17 protein-coding genes and 2 other annotated features (1 of these 19 running past the window's edge) are annotated in these 19391 nt (G+C 45.8%); of the genes, 8 read left to right on the top strand and 9 right to left on the bottom strand.

Annotation, left to right across the window (positions count from 1 at the left end):
- Window positions 1-13: 13 nt before the first annotated feature.
- From ade to SFC66_RS02890, 3 genes are all read left to right on the top strand, one after another.
- Entirely contained in the window at window positions 14-1807 is a 1794-nt protein-coding gene (gene ade / locus SFC66_RS02900; protein ID WP_411217202.1) for an adenine deaminase, read from the top strand.
- Between the two features lie 141 nt (window positions 1808-1948).
- Window positions 1949-3274 (top strand): Na+/H+ antiporter family protein, encoded by a 1326-nt coding sequence (locus SFC66_RS02895; protein WP_411217201.1) that lies wholly within the window; start codon window positions 1949-1951, stop codon window positions 3272-3274.
- 63 nt (window positions 3275-3337) lie between these two features.
- Window positions 3338-4738 (top strand): amidase, encoded by a 1401-nt coding sequence (locus SFC66_RS02890; protein WP_411217200.1) that lies wholly within the window; start codon window positions 3338-3340, stop codon window positions 4736-4738.
- 56 nt (window positions 4739-4794) lie between these two features.
- Here the strand turns inward: SFC66_RS02890 and nhaC are convergent, their stop codons facing one another.
- From nhaC to SFC66_RS02875, 3 genes are all read right to left on the bottom strand, one after another.
- The gene (gene nhaC / locus SFC66_RS02885) at window positions 4795-6192 is read right to left on the bottom strand and encodes a Na+/H+ antiporter NhaC (protein ID WP_411217199.1); all 1398 of its coding nucleotides are present in this window, start codon (window positions 6190-6192) and stop codon (window positions 4795-4797) included.
- Between the two features lie 99 nt (window positions 6193-6291).
- Window positions 6292-7719 carry an aspartate ammonia-lyase gene (gene aspA / locus SFC66_RS02880; RefSeq protein WP_411217198.1) on the bottom strand — a complete coding sequence of 476 codons (1428 nt, stop codon included), beginning with the start codon at window positions 7717-7719 and terminating at the stop codon, window positions 6292-6294.
- Between the two features lie 26 nt (window positions 7720-7745).
- Window positions 7746-8741, bottom strand: coding sequence for an asparaginase (locus SFC66_RS02875; protein WP_411217197.1), 996 nt, complete (start codon window positions 8739-8741; stop codon window positions 7746-7748).
- Between the two features lie 173 nt (window positions 8742-8914).
- On the opposite strand from SFC66_RS02875, the gene SFC66_RS02870 reads away from it, so the two are divergent.
- Window positions 8915-9244, top strand: a complete 330-nt coding sequence (locus SFC66_RS02870; protein WP_411217196.1) for a helix-turn-helix domain-containing protein — start codon at window positions 8915-8917, stop codon at window positions 9242-9244.
- A 34-nt stretch (window positions 9245-9278) separates the two neighbouring features.
- Here the strand turns inward: SFC66_RS02870 and SFC66_RS02865 are convergent, their stop codons facing one another.
- Entirely contained in the window at window positions 9279-10112 is an 834-nt protein-coding gene (locus SFC66_RS02865; protein WP_411217195.1) for an ABC transporter ATP-binding protein, read from the bottom strand.
- Between the two features lie 225 nt (window positions 10113-10337).
- Between SFC66_RS02865 and SFC66_RS02860 the strand changes: the two genes are divergently transcribed.
- Window positions 10338-10901 carry a nitroreductase family protein gene (locus SFC66_RS02860; RefSeq protein ID WP_411217194.1) on the top strand — a complete coding sequence of 188 codons (564 nt, stop codon included), beginning with the start codon at window positions 10338-10340 and terminating at the stop codon, window positions 10899-10901.
- A 37-nt stretch (window positions 10902-10938) separates the two neighbouring features.
- On the opposite strand, the gene phnE (SFC66_RS02855) is transcribed toward SFC66_RS02860, so the two are convergent.
- The 4 genes from phnE (SFC66_RS02855) to SFC66_RS02840 form a co-directional block, all read right to left on the bottom strand.
- On the bottom strand, window positions 10939-11751 hold the full coding sequence (gene phnE / locus SFC66_RS02855) for a phosphonate ABC transporter, permease protein PhnE (RefSeq protein WP_411217193.1): 813 nt from the start codon (window positions 11749-11751) through the stop codon (window positions 10939-10941).
- Window positions 11748-12539 (bottom strand): phosphonate ABC transporter, permease protein PhnE, encoded by a 792-nt coding sequence (gene phnE / locus SFC66_RS02850; RefSeq protein WP_411217192.1) that lies wholly within the window; start codon window positions 12537-12539, stop codon window positions 11748-11750. The genes phnE (SFC66_RS02855) and phnE (SFC66_RS02850) overlap by 4 nt, the downstream gene beginning before the upstream one ends.
- Window positions 12536-13318 (bottom strand): phosphonate ABC transporter ATP-binding protein, encoded by a 783-nt coding sequence (gene phnC / locus SFC66_RS02845; RefSeq protein WP_411217191.1) that lies wholly within the window; start codon window positions 13316-13318, stop codon window positions 12536-12538. The genes phnE (SFC66_RS02850) and phnC overlap by 4 nt, the downstream gene beginning before the upstream one ends.
- Window positions 13319-13457: 139 nt before the next feature.
- Window positions 13458-14402: a phosphate/phosphite/phosphonate ABC transporter substrate-binding protein gene (locus SFC66_RS02840; protein ID WP_411217190.1), complete on the bottom strand. Its 945-nt coding sequence runs from the start codon at window positions 14400-14402 to the stop codon at window positions 13458-13460.
- A gap of 172 nt (window positions 14403-14574) precedes the next feature.
- Here SFC66_RS02840 and SFC66_RS02835 point away from each other — a divergent pair, with 172 nt between their 5' ends.
- Together SFC66_RS02835 and SFC66_RS02830 are read left to right on the top strand one after the other, a co-directional pair.
- A complete protein-coding gene (locus tag SFC66_RS02835; protein WP_411217189.1) occupies window positions 14575-16152 on the top strand; it encodes a bifunctional metallophosphatase/5'-nucleotidase in 1578 nt (525 codons plus the stop codon).
- 375 nt (window positions 16153-16527) lie between these two features.
- Entirely contained in the window at window positions 16528-17445 is a 918-nt protein-coding gene (locus tag SFC66_RS02830; protein ID WP_411217188.1) for a LysM peptidoglycan-binding domain-containing protein, read from the top strand.
- A gap of 97 nt (window positions 17446-17542) precedes the next feature.
- Here the strand turns inward: SFC66_RS02830 and SFC66_RS02825 are convergent, their stop codons facing one another.
- On the bottom strand, window positions 17543-17671 hold the full coding sequence (locus SFC66_RS02825) for a hypothetical protein (RefSeq protein WP_411217187.1): 129 nt from the start codon (window positions 17669-17671) through the stop codon (window positions 17543-17545).
- A 108-nt stretch (window positions 17672-17779) separates the two neighbouring features.
- Here SFC66_RS02825 and SFC66_RS02820 point away from each other — a divergent pair, with 108 nt between their 5' ends.
- Window positions 17780-18931: a DEAD/DEAH box helicase gene (locus SFC66_RS02820; RefSeq protein ID WP_411217186.1), complete on the top strand. Its 1152-nt coding sequence runs from the start codon at window positions 17780-17782 to the stop codon at window positions 18929-18931.
- A 53-nt stretch (window positions 18932-18984) separates the two neighbouring features.
- Window positions 18985-19195 (top strand) — a binding site (T-box leader).
- A 26-nt stretch (window positions 19196-19221) separates the two neighbouring features.
- Window positions 19222-19391: a binding site (T-box leader), on the top strand (it continues 75 nt past the right edge of the window).

Here is a 19391-nt window from a genome sequence, read left to right as displayed (position 1 = left end):
GGAGTTGAAGACAGTGGGGAAAAGAACGAAGTTGTATGAAGCAGCAAAACGATTGGGTGAGGTTGCCTTAGGTAAGCGTCCCGCTGATTTGATTATCCAAGATGGTGTGCTAGTCAACGTATTTACAGGGGAACTGCTAAAGGATACGGATGTTGTCATTTCAGGCGATAGAATAGCATTGGTAGGAAAAGCTTCACCCGAGCATGTTGGTCCGGATACCAGAGTGATAGAGGCAAACGGACAGTACCTTGTACCTGGTCTGATCGATGGTCATATGCACGTGGAAAGTACCATGCTTTCCGTGACGGAATTCTCCAAGGCCGCTCTAGCAAAAGGAACGACGACCGTATTCATGGATCCACATGAAATTGCGAACGTATTCGGTATCGAAGGCGTCCGTTATATGCATGAGGAAGGGCAGCAGCTGCCGCTGAAAGTGTATACGACCTTCCCTTCCTGTGTTCCGGCAACAGATGACTTGGAAGATGCCGGCGCTAGTCTTACTGTAGCGGATATAAAAGAAGGACTGAGCTGGGAGAATGTACAGGGACTTGGTGAAGTGATGAATTTCCCTGGCGTCGTCAACGGAGATGGCAAGATGCTTGGGGAGATAGCGGAAACGATCAAGGCGAATAAGACGGTCACCGGTCATTTCCCTTCTGAAGATCCTTATGCACTGCAGGCTTATATCGCAGCCGGCGTCACATCCGATCATGAAACGATTGCCAAAGAAGATGCACTTGCTAAACTTCGGGCGGGTTTGCACGTACAAATTCGGGAAGGTTCGGCGTGGCGGGATGTAAAAGAAGTGATCAAGGTGATTACAGAATATAATGTCGATACGCGCAATATTTCACTTGTAACGGATGACGTTTATCCAGAAACACTGATTACGAAAGGCCACATGAACCACGTTGTCCGCCGGGCGATTGAGGAAGGACTTGATCCGGTAACGGCTATCCAGCTGGCAACGATCAACTCAGCTCGGTATTTCCATATGGAAGATGATATTGGCAGCATCAGTGCGGGTAAATTCGCCGATCTGCTTCTTATAGAAGATTTGCAGCAGATGGAAGCATCCACTGTGATCGCCGATGGTGTCATCCAGTTCGAGAATGGACAGCTGCAGCAAACTTTCCCGGTGTATACCTATCCGGAAGCTGTTCGAAGCTCTGTGCATCTAGCACGTGAGATGAAGGCAGAAGATTTCTTTTACCAGACCGACCGCCCCGATGGTGATGTGCGGGTGAATGTGGTAAAAGCGATCGAAGGAAGTGCGCGGACAGAGAAAATGACGGCTACCATGCAAATCAAGGATGGAGCAGTCCAAATCGATACAGATCAGGATATCATCCAGCTATCTTGTATCGAACGGCATAAAGGAACAGGACAAGTATCCAATGTTTTTGTACACGGTTTCGGCTTCGAGCACGGTGCAGTAGCTTCGACTGTTGCCCATGACAGCCATAACCTGCTCGTGATGGGTGTTGATCGGGAAGATATGGCGATTGCTGCAAACCGCCTGGCGGAAATCGGCGGCGGACTTGTGGCTGTATTGAATGGGGAGATCTTAGCAGAATTGCCGATGCCGATTGCCGGGTTGATGTCTGACGAACCTTTGGGAACAGTCGTTGCCCAAGTGGGTGAGCTGGTCAAAGCATGGGAGAAGCTTGGCTGCAGCATAACGGATCCTATCATGACGTTTTCTCTGATAGCTTTGCCGGTCATCCCGGAAATCCGCGTGACGAATCGCGGACTTGCCGATGTTACGACATTCAAGCTGATCGATGTCATCGTATCTGAATAGGGAGAGGGGGAACCAGCAGAAATGCTGGTTTTTCTTTCGGTTATAATATTCGGACAACTTCAATTTGCATTGACAAAAAGTTGAATCATCTGTTATTGTACTTTAATACTTTACCATAATAAAGCGATGGAGGAATTAGAAGTGAACGCAGTTGTTATAGCAGTCATTGCCGTTTTGATTCTCAGCTTGCTGCGAATCAATGTTGTTTTTTCATTGATATTAGGCTCTCTCATCGGAGGGTTAGTCGGAGGACTTGGGATAGATGGAACGCTTACTGCGTTTACGGATGGTGTAGGGGGAGGCGCAAATGTCGCCTTGAGCTATGCGATGCTCGGAGGATTTGCAGTCGCAATAGCCAGCACGGGACTTCCGGAAGCGATGGTGAGAGGAATCATATCCATCAGCGGAAAGAAAGATACAGCGCAATCCAAAAAAAGGACACGTGCGCTCATTCTAATCATGATCCTGATCATGGCTTGTTTTTCACAGAATGTCATTCCGGTGCATATCGCATTCATTCCTTTATTGATTCCGCCGTTATTGACAATCATGAATGATTTGCAAATCGACCGTCGTTTGACAGCGAGTATCCTGACATTCGGTCTTGTCACACCATATATGCTGCTTCCAGCAGGGTATGGTCAAATTTTCCATGAAATCGTGGCAACGAATATGACAGCGAGCGGTTTGGAAGTAAGTCCGGATCAGCTTACTTCCGCCATGCTCATTCCTTCTCTTGGAATGGTGATCGGTTTGATCATTGCATTGTTTTCTTACAGGAAACCGCGGCAGTACCAAAATATTGAGCTGCCGGTTCCGGACGAAGTGAAAGAAGAGAAGACGGAACTGAAACGTTCTACTTTGATTTTTTCCATATTATCGATCGTAGCAGCGCTTGCTGTTCAAATTTGGACAGATTCCATGGTATTCGGGGCATTAGCAGGAATCATCGTACTTTACGTCACAAGAACGCTGAAATGGAAAGAAGCAGATACAATCCTTACGAACGGCATGCGTCTGATGGCCTTCATTGGATTCGTCATGATTTCCGCTTCCGGATTCTCCAGTGTCATTGGAGCTACAGGTGATATCGAGTCGCTGGTGAAAACTGCAGCTGATGCCATTCACGGCAGTCAGGCCCTGGGTGCGCTGATGATGCTTATCGTCGGTTTACTCGTGACAATGGGGATTGGCTCTTCATTCTCCACTGTACCGGTCATTGCGACTATTTTCGTTCCGCTTGCGATTGAGCTTGGATTCAGTCCGATGGCGATCATTGCGCTGGTTGGTACGGCGGGTGCGCTTGGGGATGCTGGTTCACCAGCTTCGGACAGTACACTTGGACCAACATCTGGGTTGAATGCAGATGGACAGCATGACCATATGTGGGATACAGTCGTACCGACATTCCTTCACTACAATCTGCCGGTCATCGCACTAGGCTGGATTGCTGCCATGATTCTCTGATGGGTTGAACCCCGCACCTGCTAGCGTTATGATACGTGTAGAGGATATAAAGGGGCGATGACATTGGAAGGAAAAACAGTACGGGAACTTGTGACAGCTATCAAAGAAAGGGAAGTCTCACCTGTTGAGGTGGCTTCCTATTATTTGCAACAAACGGAGAAATACAATGATGACATCAATGCATTCGTTACATTGAATGAAAACCTGCTGGCGGATGCGAAAGAAGCAGAAGCAGCTGTCATGCGCGGAGAAGGGACAGGCTTGCTGCATGGCATTCCAGTCGGTATCAAAGATTTGACGCCGGTAAAGGGCATGCGGACCACCTTCGGATCACCAGCATATAAGGATCACATCGCTGACCGGGATGCCACGATTGTCAAGCGGCTTCGTCAAGCAGGTGCTCTGATCATGGGTAAGACGAACACACCTGAATTCGGTCACAAAGGTACGACGGATAATATGGTATTCGGTGCAACGGTGAATCCTTGGGATCATACGAAGACTGCTGGCGGATCAAGCGGCGGTTCTGCAGCTGCCGTGGCAGCAGGTATGGTGCCGCTGGCAGAAGGAAGTGATGGCGGAGGCTCGATCCGTATTCCAGCCAGTCTCTGCGGCATATTCGGGTTCAAGCCGACATATGGCCGGATTCCGATGGACAATAATTTGGGGAACGTTTTCGGTTCCAGTTCTCCATTCGTCAATCATGGACCGCTATCCAATAATCCAGATGACAGTGCATTGTTTCTTGAGGCAGTTCAGGGACCGTCCACGACCGATCCTTTCAGTCTGCCGCTTTTGGACAGCCATATCGGGTCATCTTATTTGGAAGAACAATCCCAAGGCTTGCGCATCGCCTATACACCTGATTTCGGCATGTATGCGGTCGATCCGGAAGTAAGGCAGATGGTGGAGGCAACGTTTGATAATTGGCGCGCGCTCGGCATGAGCGTGGAAACGGTCGAACTGGATTTCGATATGGACCGGCGTCAGTTCAATGGCTTTTTCACAAGCATGTGGTATGCATCGTCAGCAGCTGGCAGTGCTAAAATGCTGGAGGAGCATCCAGAATGGATTTCCGACTCCTATCGCGAGATGATCGAAAAGGGCAAGCCTTTGATGGCTTCCGATTATCGCGCTTACGAACGGAATCGGACAACCGTCTGGAACAGATTGCAGAACGTGCTGCAAGATTATGACTTAGTGCTGTCACCAACGCTTGCGGTACCTGCTTTTGATCATCATTTGTTGGGGCCATCCGTCATCGATGGTCAAAAAGTCAAGGAAGATGCGGATTGGATGATGACACATGCTTATAATGTGACAGGCCTTCCGGCAGCATCAATTCCAGCAGGACGCTCGCAAGCAGGGTTGCCGATCGGCATGCAGCTGGCAGCCAACCGCTTTCAAGATGCCCGTGTCCTTCGTGCTGCCAAAGCTTATATGGACGCTTTTCCGGTTAGGTAAGCCCGCCGGCAGCAACGAAAAAGACCTTCAAGCAAATCATGCTTGAAGGTCTTTTTTTAGCTTTCGGATGCTGTTTTTTCTTTGTTATACCAGATGAATTTCCCGGTGTAACCGTAGATGATGGCAAGTCCGATAGCGACGAAACTCAACCACATGAATGGCAGATAAGCGAAAGTGGATACACCTAGAATACCGGCCATATAAATGCCATTGTCTGACCAAGGCACCATACCGGATGTCAAGGTGCCGCCTACCTCTGTGTTGCGGGAAAGGACACGACGATCAAGCCGCTGTCTGTCGTATGACTTTTCCATCATTTTAGGTGTCAAAATCAAGGCAACATACATGGCGCAGCCAAGGACATTACCAAGGAAGGCAACGATAAGCGTGGCTACGGTCGTATTGCCGGCAGATACAAGCTTTTTCTCGAAAGTGGAAACGATGACCTGGAGAACGCCAAGTTTCTCCAATAAACCGCCGAATCCAAGACCGAAGATGATGACCATCAAGGTATCGAGCATACCGACTACGCCGCCTCGGTTGAGAATGTCATCAATGAATTTCACACCTGTATCGATCGAGAAGCCATTATAAGCAACGGCAAGTGCATCAGCAAAATGCATTCCCTGGAACAGGAATGCCCAGATTGCACCAAGGAGTGCACCTGTAGCGATGACGGGCAGAGATGGTTTTTTCATGGCCAAAAGTACGAGTACCGCCAGAGCAGGAAGCAGCATCAAAAGGCCGATATCAAAGTTATCCATCAGGGCGCTCTTCAATGATTCCACTCTTGCCTGGTCGATATCATCTCCTCCGTAGATGAATCCAGCTCCTGTGAAAAGAATCGCCGTAATGACGAATGCTGGTACGGATAGGAAGAGCATTGCCCGGACATGTTCCAATACATCCACTTTGGAAAGGGATGAAGCTAAAACGGTACTGTCGGATAAAGGTGACAGCTTATCCCCGAAATAGGATCCAGAAAGCACTGCTCCTGCAACTAGCGGAAGCGGCATGCCAAGGCCTTCCCCGATTGCCATCATGGCAATACCAGCCGTACCGGCCGTACCCCATGATGTACCTGTTGCCACCGACATGATGGAACAGATGATCAAGGTTGCCAGCAGGAAGATGCTAGGGTGGATGAATTCAAGGCCGTAATATATCAACGTCGGGACGACACCGCCGGCGATCCATGTGCCGATAAGTGCGCCTACAGCCACTAAAATCAAGATTGCTTCCAGTCCGTTCGATATCCCGTCCATGATTGATTTCTGTAAATCCTGATACTTGTGTCCCAGTCTTATACCTAAGATGACGACCGCAAACCAAGAAATGAAAATCGCCAATTGGATCGGCAATTCCAGATAAACCGTGAAGGATAATACAAGCGCTAGAAAAATTCCTAGTATGATGATGATCTCGGTGATTGTTGGTAATCTTGCCTCTTTCAAGCTCAATCCTCCTAAAATAATTAGTGAACCCTTTCATAAATAAAAACGAAGAAAGATGTGCTGCACATACAAAGTATAGTATGCGTGCACATCTTCCTATTATCTATCAAAAAGCTCTTCGCCGGCAATACCCGGTTTCGTCATTTCGAAAGGATTTAATATGATATCTAGTTCTTCTTCTGTCAAAACGTCGTATTGAAGGCAAAGTTCACGGATCGATTTCCCGCTCAGAATCGCTTCACGCGCAATCCGCGCAGCAACTTCATAGCCAAGATGAGGGTTGACAGCCGTTAACAATCCAACGCTCTTATCGACATATTCCTTCATCATTGCCTCATTTGCTTCGATGCCGATCAGACAGTTATCTGTGAAGGAGCGGAAGCCATTGTTCATGATGCTGATGGATTGCAGCAAATTGAACACAAGAACAGGCTCCATGACGTTCAATTCAAGTTGTCCAGCCTCAGAAGCCAAGCAGATGGTGTTATCATTACCGATTACTTGGAAGGCGATTTGGTTGATCATTTCGGCCATGACCGGATTCACCTTGCCCGGCATGATCGAGGATCCTGGCTGACGCGCCGGAAGGTTGATTTCATTCAATCCAGCACGCGGTCCTGAAGCCATCATACGAAGATCATTCGCGATTTTGGACATATTCATCATACAAACCTTCAAAGCAGCTGAAACTTCGGTATAGGCATCCGTATTCTGCGTCGCATCCACAAGATTCTCCGCGGTGACAAGAGGGAGACCGCTATTGGCAGCTAAATGTTCGACGACACGCTCGATATATTTTGGATTTGCGTTCAACCCTGTACCGACAGCTGTTGCCCCCATATTGACTTCATACAAATGCTGACGGGATTGTTTGATCCGTTTGATGTCCCGCTCCAGCACACGGCTGTAAGCTTCGAATTCCTGCCCCAAGCGAATCGGTACAGCATCCTGCAGATGCGTGCGTCCCATTTTGATGACAGAGTCGAACTGTTTTGCTTTTTTCTTGAATTCCCCTTGCATATACAGCATCGTTTCGAGCAGTTTCTCAAGCATATTCAATGTTGAAATATGAATCGCTGTCGGGAAGACATCATTTGTCGATTGCGACATGTTTACATGTGTATTCGGGCTCAATTGCTGGTAATCGCCTTTTTCATGCCCGAGTATTTCCAAAGCGCGGTTTGTGATGACTTCATTGGCATTCATGTTGATGGAAGTACCAGCGCCGCCTTGAATCGGGTCCACAATGAACTGGTCATGCCATTTGCCATCGATTATTTCCTCGGAAGCTTGCACGATAGCATTCCCGAGTCCTTCATAAAGTCGTTTGACATCCATATTGGCAAGCGCAGCCGATTTCTTCACGATACCAAGCGCCTTTATCATTTCCTCGTGGATGCGATATCCTGTGATCGGGAAGTTTTCCGATGCGCGCATTGTTTGAATACCGTAGTAAGCATCTTTCAATATTTGTTTTTCTCCGAGAAAGTCTTTCTCAATCCGATAGTGTTCTTGTGCGTCTGCCATGAATTGAACCTTCCTTTTTCACTTATTTAAGAGGGCCATATAGTGATATCTTCAGCAATAGGTGTTTCCATCATTCGTTTGACTTCCTTTGGATCTGTGGATTGTCCGAGTGCCCACATCAGTTTAGGGACAATGGCTTCGGTATTCATGTTGCTTGAACGTGTCACCAGCTCTTGATTGATTCGTCTGCCGACTTCGTAGACGCTCATATCTTCGCCTTCTTCCAGACATTGAGTGGTTATCACAACAACGATACCTTTTTTCACCAAGTTATTGATCTTATCCAGGAGGTCACGCCCTTCGAATGGAATACCGCCGCTTCCATAGCTCTCGATTACAACACCCTTATACATGCTCGCTAAAGCATCCAGCATGTCGGGTTTCAAACCCGGATACAGCCTTAATAAGAGTACATCAGTACAGAGGGAAGTATCAACGCTTAATGGCAGATTTCTTCCTGATATTTTCTTGTTATACTCGATATGATCTTCATGGATGAAAGCGATATATGGATAATTGATGCTTTCGAAAGCATCATAACTTTTTGTACGCAACTTGATTGCGCGAGTGCCTTGAATCACACGGCCGTCGAAAACGACATAAACGCCGCCGACTTCTTCACAGGCAAAGCGGATAGCATCTTTGATATTCTTTTTTGCATCTGTTTTTTTGAAAGTGATCGGAATCTGGGAACCAGTGATCACAATCGGTTTACCAGCATTTTGCAGCATATAAGACAAGGCTGCTGCAGTATAGGCCATGGTGTCGGTGCCGTGGGTGATGACAAAACCATCATAGCTATCATAGTGATCTCGGACAGCTTCTGCCATCCTGACCCAATCTTCCGGCTGCATATTCGTACTATCCAGATTCATGAGCGAAATGGTTTCCATCGTATACTCATTATCCATATCGGACACATAGCTCAACAATTCATTCGCATCAACAGCCGGTGCCAGACCATTTTCTCCTTCGACTGATGCGATGGTTCCGCCAGTGGTTAGTAATAGTAGCTTCTTCATTCTGCACCTCTTTTAATCTATCGTTACATATCTTTGTTTATTCGCATATTGCGTACGTTACACCTAATTATAGAGAACGGGAAAGTTATTATCAAGATTTTATTATTCGTATCGCGTACGCGAAAAAACAGTTTATGCTATAATGTATGGAAGAATGAGAGCGGGGGAGTAAGATGAATTTGGATCGGTTATCAGAACTGAGAAAGCAGAAGAATTGGTCGCTGCAAGATACCGCAGATCGTCTCGGCATTGCTAAAAGTACCTATGCCGGCTATGAATCCGGGTATCGCCGTCCGTCTTTCGAAGCTTTGATCATGCTGGCAGACTTGTTCGGGACAAGCTGTGATGATTTGCTTGGGCGCAAGTTCAAAGAGCGCATCGAACTCACTGATTTGCAAGATATAGAGTTTACAGTTGATCAAAAACAACTGTCGAATCAGGAAATCAATGGCTTGATTGCTTTTATCCGGGCAACGAGGGGAATGGAAGGTTCAGGGAAATGAAAAACGCTTTGCAGCAGTCTGCAAAGCGTTTTATTTATGCCAGTGTCTTTTCCATCGCGCGTTCTGGTTCGACGGCGGATGCAGTACCTAAAATATTATATGGCAAGCAAAGCGGTACACCGGATCGAGGATCAAGAATCACATCTGCTTCGATATTGAATACTTCCCGCAGATTGTCAGATGTAACTGTCTCTGCGGGTGAACCTTCGCAAATTACCTGTCCCTTTTTAATGGCAATCATGTGATCGGCATATCTTGTAGCGTGATTAAGGTCGTGCACAACCATGACGATCGTCCGGTTTTCTTCGCGGTTCAGCTTGTGCAACAGCATGAGCACTTCCAGCTGATGCGCCATATCCAGGAATGTCGTCGGCTCATCAAGGAAGAGAGTTTCTGTTTCCTGAGCAAGAGCCATCGCTATCCAAGCACGCTGACGCTGTCCGCCGGAAAGCTGATCGACAGCACGCTGTGCGAAATCCTGCATGCCAGTCACTTCGATTGCCCATGCGATCACTTCCTTATCATAAGAAGTAAGTGAGCCAAAGCCTTTCTGGTGTGGGTAACGGCCATATGCCACCAATTCGGATACCGTCAAACCTTCAGGAGCAACAGGATTTTGCGGCAGGATGGCAAGCTGTTTTGCCACTGCTTTTGTCGATTGTTTATGAATGCTCTTACCATCCAATAGCACCATGCCGTTTTTCGGCTTCATGACACGTGCCATCGTCTTGAGGATAGTGGACTTGCCGGAACCATTTGCTCCGACGAGTGCCGTGATCTTTCCTTTAGGAATTTCTATAGTCAAATCTTTTACGATTGATTTATCTCCATAGGCTACTTCAAGTAATTCCGTTTGTAAACGTCCCATTACTGGTACCCCTTTCCTCTTCTCATTTATATGAGAATGAGATTCGTTATCATTTATATTGTCACAAAATAAAGGTCCCTTCAAGTGCTATCCGGAATAATTCATAAAAAAGTAAGATTTCTTCCATTTGGAACGTACATTGACAGTGTATGGAATGCTCAGATATGATATTGATAATGGTTTTCAATTAAAAGGACGCACGGAAAACGGATAGGAGTGTTATGGATGCAATTGGAGCAGCTGATCAAGGATAGAAGATCCATCACGAATTATGACACAAGTAAAGAAATCTCTTATGATGAAATACAGCACTTGCTAGATATAGCGGTTTGGGTGCCGAATCATAAGATGACACAGCCTTGGCGTTTTATCTTGATTGATGGTGATACGAAACAGCAGCTTGGCGAACTCAATGCAAAACAAGGTGCGAAAGGTGCTGCAACTGCCGAAGAGAAAGAGAAGAAAGCAGAGGCACTGAAAAAGAAGATTACAGATGTCCCGCTATGGATTGCAGTCGTATTAGAGGAAAATATACAAATGAAGTTCCGCGAAGAGGATTATGCATCAGCTAGCATGCTGATTCAGAATTTCAGTTTGCTAGCCTGGGAAAAAGGCATCGGAACGATTTGGAAGACGAATAACTTGCTGGAGAATAAAGAGGCGAGGGACTTACTGCAAATCAAACCAGGAGAGCGTAATATCGGTCTGCTGCAAGTAGGTTATATCGGAAAAGAACCAAAAGCGAAGCCAAGAGTGCCGGCAAGCGACCGGACGACGATTTTGAACTGAAAAACAGCGATTCTGCTTGTACAGAATCGCTGTTTTTTTAGACGATTTTTTTGCGCAAGTAACCGGAGATCAAATCGATCACCGATACGAGTATGATGACACCAAGCAGGATGATACCTACCCGCGGCCAGTTACGTGACTGTAATGCGAAGATAAGCGGAGCTCCGATTCCACCTGCTCCAATGATACCAAGGATGGAAGCACCACGGACATTCAGTTCGAAACGATAGAGTGTGTACGAAATGAAACCAGGCAGGACTTGCGGCAAAACAGAGTATACAAGGACCTGGATCCGATTGGCTCCGGTGGCTATCAAAGCCTCGCGGGGACCGTGATCGATTGCATCCACTTCTTCAGCAAATAACTTACCAAGCATCCCGATGGAGTGGAGTCCCAATGCCAGAACCCCAGCATAGGAACCTGGACCGACTGCTTTAATGAAGATGATCGCCAGAACAACTTCAGGGAATACCCGGATATAACTAAGGACAAAGCGCCCTAGTCCCGTTACGAAGAAGCCTGATTTCGTTTTGCGGCTTGCAGCCCAGAAACCGAACGGTATGGTAAGGATGGCTGAAATGAATGTACCAAGAATTGAAATCGCTAATGTATCGATCAAACCGAATATCAAACCTTCTTCATCATTGACAAAGTCCCAATCCGGATGGATGATCCCATCAAAGATAGCCTTGGAAATCTGACCGGCTGTATCCTTGATTTCAAACTCCTCAACCCCTGAGAATGCCCAAACATAGATTGCAGCCAGTATGACTAAAATTAGCAGACGGTTGAAAACCTTCTTACCGCGGCCTTTTGGTTTGTCGACGGTATGTGTTGAAAGTTGGCTCATAATAATTTCTCCCGAAGTTTATTGCTGACAAAATCGATGATCAAGACGACGATGAGTGTTGCGAAAACCAATGTATTCACCCGCGGATAGTTGAAAAAGCCAAGGTTGCTGTCAAATAACAGACCGATTCCCCCGGCTCCTACCAATCCGAGAATAGCGGCGGCCCGGATATTCACTTCAAATGTATATAGCACATAAGAGGTGAAATATGCAGCAGCCTGCGGAATGATGGAGAAGGTGATCCATTGTACTTTGTTTGCACCAACAGCAGTCATAGCTTCCATTGGTCCTTTGTCGATGCCCTCGATCGATTCATAAGTCAATTTGGCAATGATTCCAACGGAAAAAATCGTCAAAGCGAAAATACCAGGAATCATTCCCAGCCCGAAAATAGCAACGAAGACAGCTGCAAGAAGAAGTTCCGGCACTGTTCGAATCAAATTGAGCACAAAACGTGCAGGATAAGAGATCCATGGAATCCGGTTAACGTTATTTGCACACAGCAAAATGATGGGAATGGCGATGACGGCACCGAATGTCGTACCGATGACCGCCATGCGTATCGTTTCCAGCATCGGATCGATTATCTCCAGGAAATATTCCCAGTCAGGTGGGAACATCTCGACGAAGATAGTCGCCATTTGATCACGGTTGGTAAACAAATCAACGATGCTAGCCTCGGAACGTATGTAACTCCAAATCAGCAAACCAAGAACGATCACTGCTGTTAGATAATGCTTAAGCTTGGACGGCGGCTTTGGCACGACTTTTTTGGGAGACTGACTCATTCAACGCCAGCTCCAATTGGGCTTTGCTGCTGTTCTTTTTCCAGCTGCTGTCCGTAAATTTCCTGGAATTTCTCATCGGTTGCTTCTTCCACAGGTCCGTCGAACACGACTTCACCGGCATTCAAACCGATGATACGCGTTGCATATTGGCGTGCGATATCGATGAAGTGGAGGTTGACGACTGTTGTGATGCCAAGGTCTTGATTTATTTTCTTCAAATCATCCATCACTTGTTTCGTCGTTAGCGGATCAAGGGAGGCAACTGGTTCATCAGCCAGGATGATTTTTGCTTCCTGAGCCAATGCCCTGGCGATAGAGACACGCTGCTGCTGACCGCCTGAAAGCTGATCGGAGCGTGTGTACGCTTTATCTATGATATTGACGCGATCCAATGCGTTCAGTGCCAGGTTCACATCTTCTTTCGGGAATAAGCCGAAAACAGTACGTAATGTGGAATGATAGGCTACTCGTCCAGAAAGGACATTGCGCAGTACAGTGGATCTCTTGACAAGGTTGAAGCTTTGGAAAATCATGCCGATATCACGGCGGAACATGCGCAGGCTCTTTCCTTTTGCAGCTGTGATCGATTTATTATCTATCAGGATTTCTCCCTCTGTGATTTCATGCAATCTATTAATCGAGCGCAGCAATGTGGACTTACCAGCACCGGAAAGACCGACAATGACAATGAACTCGCCTTTTTCAATATTCAAGTTGATGTTCTTCAGACCTTTGACGCCATTCGGGTATGTTTTCGAAACATTGCGAAATTCTATCACTTTCTATACCAACCTTTTTATGTAGTTTAATAGTAAGACGGAAAAGTACAGTTCTGAAAAATAGACATACAGACAAAAGCCCAGCCAGTCCAAGGATATCTCAGGCTGGCTGGATTGATAGATTATATAAGGATTTTGCTTATTGTAGATCGAATTTCTCAGCGTACTCACGTACAACTTCGAAGTTGCTGTCATCGGATTTTACATAACCTTCATGTGTGTAGACATCGCGGATGATTTCCAAACCTTCTGGGTCTTTACCGATGTTGATGAAAGCATCAGTGATTTTTTCTTTCCATTCATCGTTGATGTCAGGAGTGATGGCGATTGTATCGTTCGGGATTTTTTCTGTAGTTGCGATTACTTTTGTATCTTCAAATACAGTCGGATAGTCGCCTTTTACAGTATTACGTGCATCCTGGAACGTTACAGCAGCATCCGTATCACCGTTCAATACGCTGATGATACCTGCATCATGCCCTTTTACGATTGTAGGAGTCAAATCTGTCTGGATGTCCAGACCTGCTTCTTCATCAAGTGCACCTGCTGGCCATACATAACCTGCAGAAGAAGTTACGTCCTGTACGGCAATGCTCTTGCCTTTCATATCTTCAAGAGAGTTGATATCGGAATCTGCTTTGACTACGAATTGTGCAAGGTAGAAGTCTACCAGCTCATCTGTCGGAGAGCCGTCTTCTGGATTGACACCGTAACGCTGGGACTGAAGGATAACATCCGCTGCACCTTTATCATGAGCCAAGACATATGCTGTAGGAGGTAGGAAACCAACGTCTACCTGACCGGAAGCCATTGCTTCAACAATAGTATTGTAGTTAGTGGATACGCTTACTTCAACTGGAATATCCAACTCTTCCTTCAAAAGTTCCTCAAGCGGTTTAGCCTTTGCTTCCAAAGTCTCCGCATTCTGAGAAGGAACGAACTGTACACGTAGTTCTTCCAGATCACCACTGTTGCCATTGCTGCCGCTGCCGCCCTCTGCGTTTGAGTCGTCAGATCCGCATGCGCTAAGCAAGCCTGCTGCTAGAAATAGAGTTGCGCCAACACCTGCAATTTTCTTAAACATGATATACCCCCAAAAATTGTTTGATTTGCACTGCATGACCAACTATATCACGACTTGTTCCATTTTTTGTTAACTTACTGTAATAAGAATGTAAAGTTAGTTTTGGCGTGTTATGATGGATTATAGCAAAAACTGTTTTAATTCAGAAAATAAGGCCGGAGGAATCAATAGAATGTCTGATAACACGACAAATATTACACTGCTTGTCACTAGTGATGTACATGGGAATATTTTTCCGACTACATACCGCGATCATGAACCAGCTCCCCATGGTCTGGCACGGACCGCATCTTTGATCAAGGAAATCAGGGGTGAAAAGGAAAATGTCCTGCTCTTGGATAACGGGGACATGATCCAAGGGACGCCTTTGACATATCATCATGCGAAATATCGATCCGATGAAGATAATCCGATGATCCGCTGCATGAATGAGCTTCGATATGATGCAGCCGTGATAGGGAATCACGAGTTCAATTATGGTCTGGCATACTTGCAGTCTGCGATTCAACTTGCGGATTTTCCTTATCTTTGCGGAAATATACTGGATGGGACAAAAAAAGAGCCTGTCTTTGGAAAGCCATATGAAATAAAGCAGGTAGATGATGTAAAAGTGGCTATTGTCGGTGTGACGACGCATTTTATACCGAATTGGGAGGACCCGAATCATATTGAAGGGCTTGTTTTTGAACATGTGCTGGAATCGACGAGGCGATGGGTGAAGGAAGTTCGCGAGAAAGAACAGCCGGATGTCATGATTGTAGCTTATCATGGCGGATTCGAACGCGATTTGGAAACCGGGGAACCGACGGAATCACTTACCGGGGAAAATGTAGGGTATGAAATTTGCCATTCAATAGAAGGAATCGATATTTTGGTTACCGGGCATCAGCATCGCAGCCTTGCAGAAAAGGTGAACGGAGTGACTATAGTTCAGCCCGGATCGACCGGCGCATTCCTTGGGGAGGTTTCCATTGCTGTCGAACATATACATAATGGGAAGAAAACAGTCACATCTAATTCGAAATTGCATCAAGTCACAAACGACATTTTACCTGATCAGACGATTTTGAACCTAGTTTCTTCCTATGAAAGGGAAACACAGATTTGGCTCGATCAGCCGATAGGCCAGATCGAGGGGGATATGATGATTCATGATGCATTTGAAACAAGGATACAAGACAATCCTTTTATCGAATTCATCAACAAGGTGCAAATGGACGCAGCTGATGTGGCTATCTCCTCTACGGCATTATTCCATAATGCCTCGCCAGGTTTTCCCCAGGATATCACGATGCGGGACATCGTATCCAATTATATTTATCCCAATACACTCAAAGTAATTGAAATTTCCGGTGCCGATATGAAGCAAGCATTGGAGTTATCGGCTTCATATTTTGCACTTGATGAAGATGGGGAATTGAAAGTGAGCCGTTCATTCTTGGAACCCAAACCGCAGCATTACAATTATGATATGTGGGAAGGAATCGAGTATGTATTGGATATCAGCCGTGAAATCGGTGATCGTGTCGGGAAGTTAGCCATCAAGGGTATTCCTGTAGCAGCGGATCACATGTATCAGGTTGTCATGAATAATTACCGTGCAGCAGGCGGAGGGGATTACGTCATGTTCAAAGGGAAAGAAGTCCTCCGTGAAATCACCACAGACATGACCGAATTGATTGCTGATTACATCAGTAAACGAAATATCATTGAAGCAACTTGCAATCAAAACTGGCAAGTGATCAAGTAAGAAACAGGGGTATCCGCTTCTGTTTTTGCGTCCGATTGGAAGATAAAAGGAAATCGAGTGGCTTGTTTTGTAACATTTGTCCTAAAAAAGCCGAAAAAGCGACAAATAATAGAGCAGAAAAAGCAGTGACAAGCAAAGTCAACAAGAAATATAAGATTATGTATTTACATTTTATGGAATAAATCGAGGCCTTTTATTACAGAAATGCCCTCTGGAGCTAGGTTATCTTCATTTTTGTTGCAAAAAGATTACAATGTAACAACAGTGTTGCTAAAATGAAAGGCTGTAATATAACCTTAAAGTTCCTGTAACCCACTAGGGTCAACCCATGTGATACCATAAGTCCTGTTAGAAATTTAAGGAGGTAAACGACGTATGAAAAAAACAGTCGTATCTTTAGCTACAGGACTAGTAATTGCGGGGGCATTCAGTACAACAGCATCTGCTGCTGAATATAATGTTCAATCAGGGGATTCTCTTTGGAAAATCGCAGACAAATACGAAGTGAGTGTAAATCAGCTTAAAGAACTCAACCAACTTGATTCTGACCTAATCTTTCCTAATCAAAAATTAACTATAGATAAAGAAACAAACCAAGCAGATAACTATACAGTACAAAAAGGCGATTCTCTTTCTAAGATCGCAGGGAAGTTCAACGTATCGGTAGGCGAGCTAAAAGCATGGAACAGCCTTAATTCCGATTTGATTGTAATAGGTCAGCAACTGGCGGTGACTGGCAGCGCTGTAGCAGCAGCACCAGTGAAGCAAGAAGCACCTAAGCAAGAAGAAGTAAAACAAGAAGCTCCTAAACAAGAAGCACCTAAGCAAGAAGAAGTAAAACAAGAAGCTCCTAAACAAGAAGCGCCGAAGCAAGAAGAAGTAAAACAGGAAGCTCCTAAACAGGAAGCACCAGCTCAAACAGAACAAAAAGCAGAACCTGCCAAACAAGAAGCAGCTCCTGCACAAGAAGAAAAAGCAGCTACAAGTAATAGCCAAAAGGCATCAAAAGAAATTACAGTATCCGCAACTGCATATACTGGTCAATGTGAAGGATGCTCTGGTGTAACAGCTACTGGTATCGATTTGAATGCAAATCCTAATGCGAAAGTTATCGCTGTAGATCCTAGTGTCATTCCTTTGGGTTCCAAAGTATGGGTAGAAGGCTATGGTGAAGCAATTGCAGGCGATACTGGCGGTGCAATCAAAGGTAATAAGATTGATGTACACGTAGCAGATCAAGGTACTGCACTTAACTGGGGACGTAAATCTGTAACAGTAAAAGTACTAGACTAATACGAATAGCGTAGACAGGTGGAGCAAATGGCGGTTTGCTCTGCCTGTTTTTATTTATATTATATTTTACCCGCTCTTGTGCAGGATAAACGCTTCATTATTTAAAATTTACAGACGATTCACTTGTCTCCTTCAAATCTTGAACTTTACCTTCACCGCGGATAAGCCCGATGATGCTGAAACAGATGATCATCACCACAAAAATGCCGATCAGCATTTTTTGCATATAAATTCCCTCTTTTTATGTGTATACTAGTATCTTACAAACTTTAGCGCGTACTTCTATGGAAACTTCACATAATAATCATGGAAAAAGTATGAAAGAGGGAACAGCATGAATGTGTTCAAAGATTTGAACTTGAAAAATAATCGCTTGGAAATATTACATAAATTAGGTCTGACAGAACCTACGCCTGTTCAAAAGCAGGCAATCCCGGAGATTTTGGCGGGGAAAGACGTGATTGCCAAAGCACAGACGGGTACAGGTAAAACGCTTGCCTTCCTGCTGCCGATACTGGAGATGCTGGAAGCTGATGGTGTTGGGATTCAGGCGCTTATTTTGAGCCCGACCCGGGAGCTTGCCATCCAGATTTATGATGAGTTGGCAAAGCTGATTCATTCGGATGAAGGCATCGGTATCTTGGCGGTCTACGGTGGTCAGGATATCGTCAAGCAGCTTAAAAAGCTCCAGGGTAAAGTGGATATCGTTGTTGCGACGCCAGGGCGTCTGCTCGACCATAAGCGCCGCGGCACAGTCGATTTGTCCCATGTACGGACATTTGTCTTGGATGAGGCGGATCAAATGCTGCATATGGGATTCTGGCACGATGTGAAAGATGTTGCAGATGCGCTGCCAAAAGAGAAGCAAACACTCTTATTTTCAGCTACGATGCCAAGGGAAATCCGTCAGCTGGCATCTTCCCAAATGCAAAAGCCGAAGGAAATCACGATTCAAACCAATAATGTGACGTTGAAAGAAATCAAGCAAGTCGTCATTGAAATGTCGGACCGGGAGAAGCGGAATGCATTGAAGGTGCTGTTGCAAATGTATCGTCCATTTGCCGCCATCATTTTCTGCCGGACGAGAAGACGAGCTTCTGAACTGCATGGCTATTTGCGTGGGCAAGGATTCGAATCGGATGAATTGCATGGCGACTTGTCCCAGGCAAAACGGGAGCGCGCCATGAAGAACTTCCGGGAATATAAGACGCAATTCCTCGTGGCAACCGATGTGGCGGCCAGGGGATTGGATGTCGAAGGTGTGACCCATGTGTTCAATTACGATCTGCCGGAAGATACCGAAAGCTATATCCATCGAATCGGGCGTACAGGCAGAGCAGGTAGCACCGGCTTGACTGTAGCTTTTGTGACACCTCGGGACCACCAGCAGATCAAACAAATCGAAAAAGAAACAAAACAGCGTTTGCCGCGAAAGAAGCTTGTCTTCGAGGAAAATGGCAAGCCTGATTTAGTGGATGCAGAATAAATACCCTTGACAAATGAAAACATGGGTACTACAATGAATCCAACATAACTGATACGTGAGCGACGACGAAGAGTAGTAGCTTATGTGTTCACTTCAGAGAGCCGGTGGTTGGTGGAAACCGGTGTGACGCATATGTGAATGGACTTCCGAGCACCATGGCTGAACTGACAGTAAGCTGTGGCGGCAACTCCACCGATAACAGGAGCAAAGTGAGCTAGTTCGCTAGCTAACAAAGGTGGTACCACGGGTAATCTCGTCCTTTATTGGAGAGATTGCCCTTTTTTTATACACTTAAATCGTTGATGAAGAGGAGTACATGCTGCTGGATTTGCACAGAGAGCCTGGTATGGTGAGATCCAGGCCAAATCGGCAGCATGGAATGGACTTCAGAGAGATTCCTTGAATTATAGTAGGGGAATCCGGTTTCCCCCGTTACCGGGATAGGATATCAAGGCGCAAG

This window comes from Terribacillus saccharophilus (assembly GCF_046592895.1).
Lineage (GTDB): Bacteria > Bacillota > Bacilli > Bacillales > Amphibacillaceae > Terribacillus > Terribacillus saccharophilus_D.
Note: the sequence above shows the minus strand (reverse complement) of the source record. Positions and strands in the feature narration are given on the sequence as shown.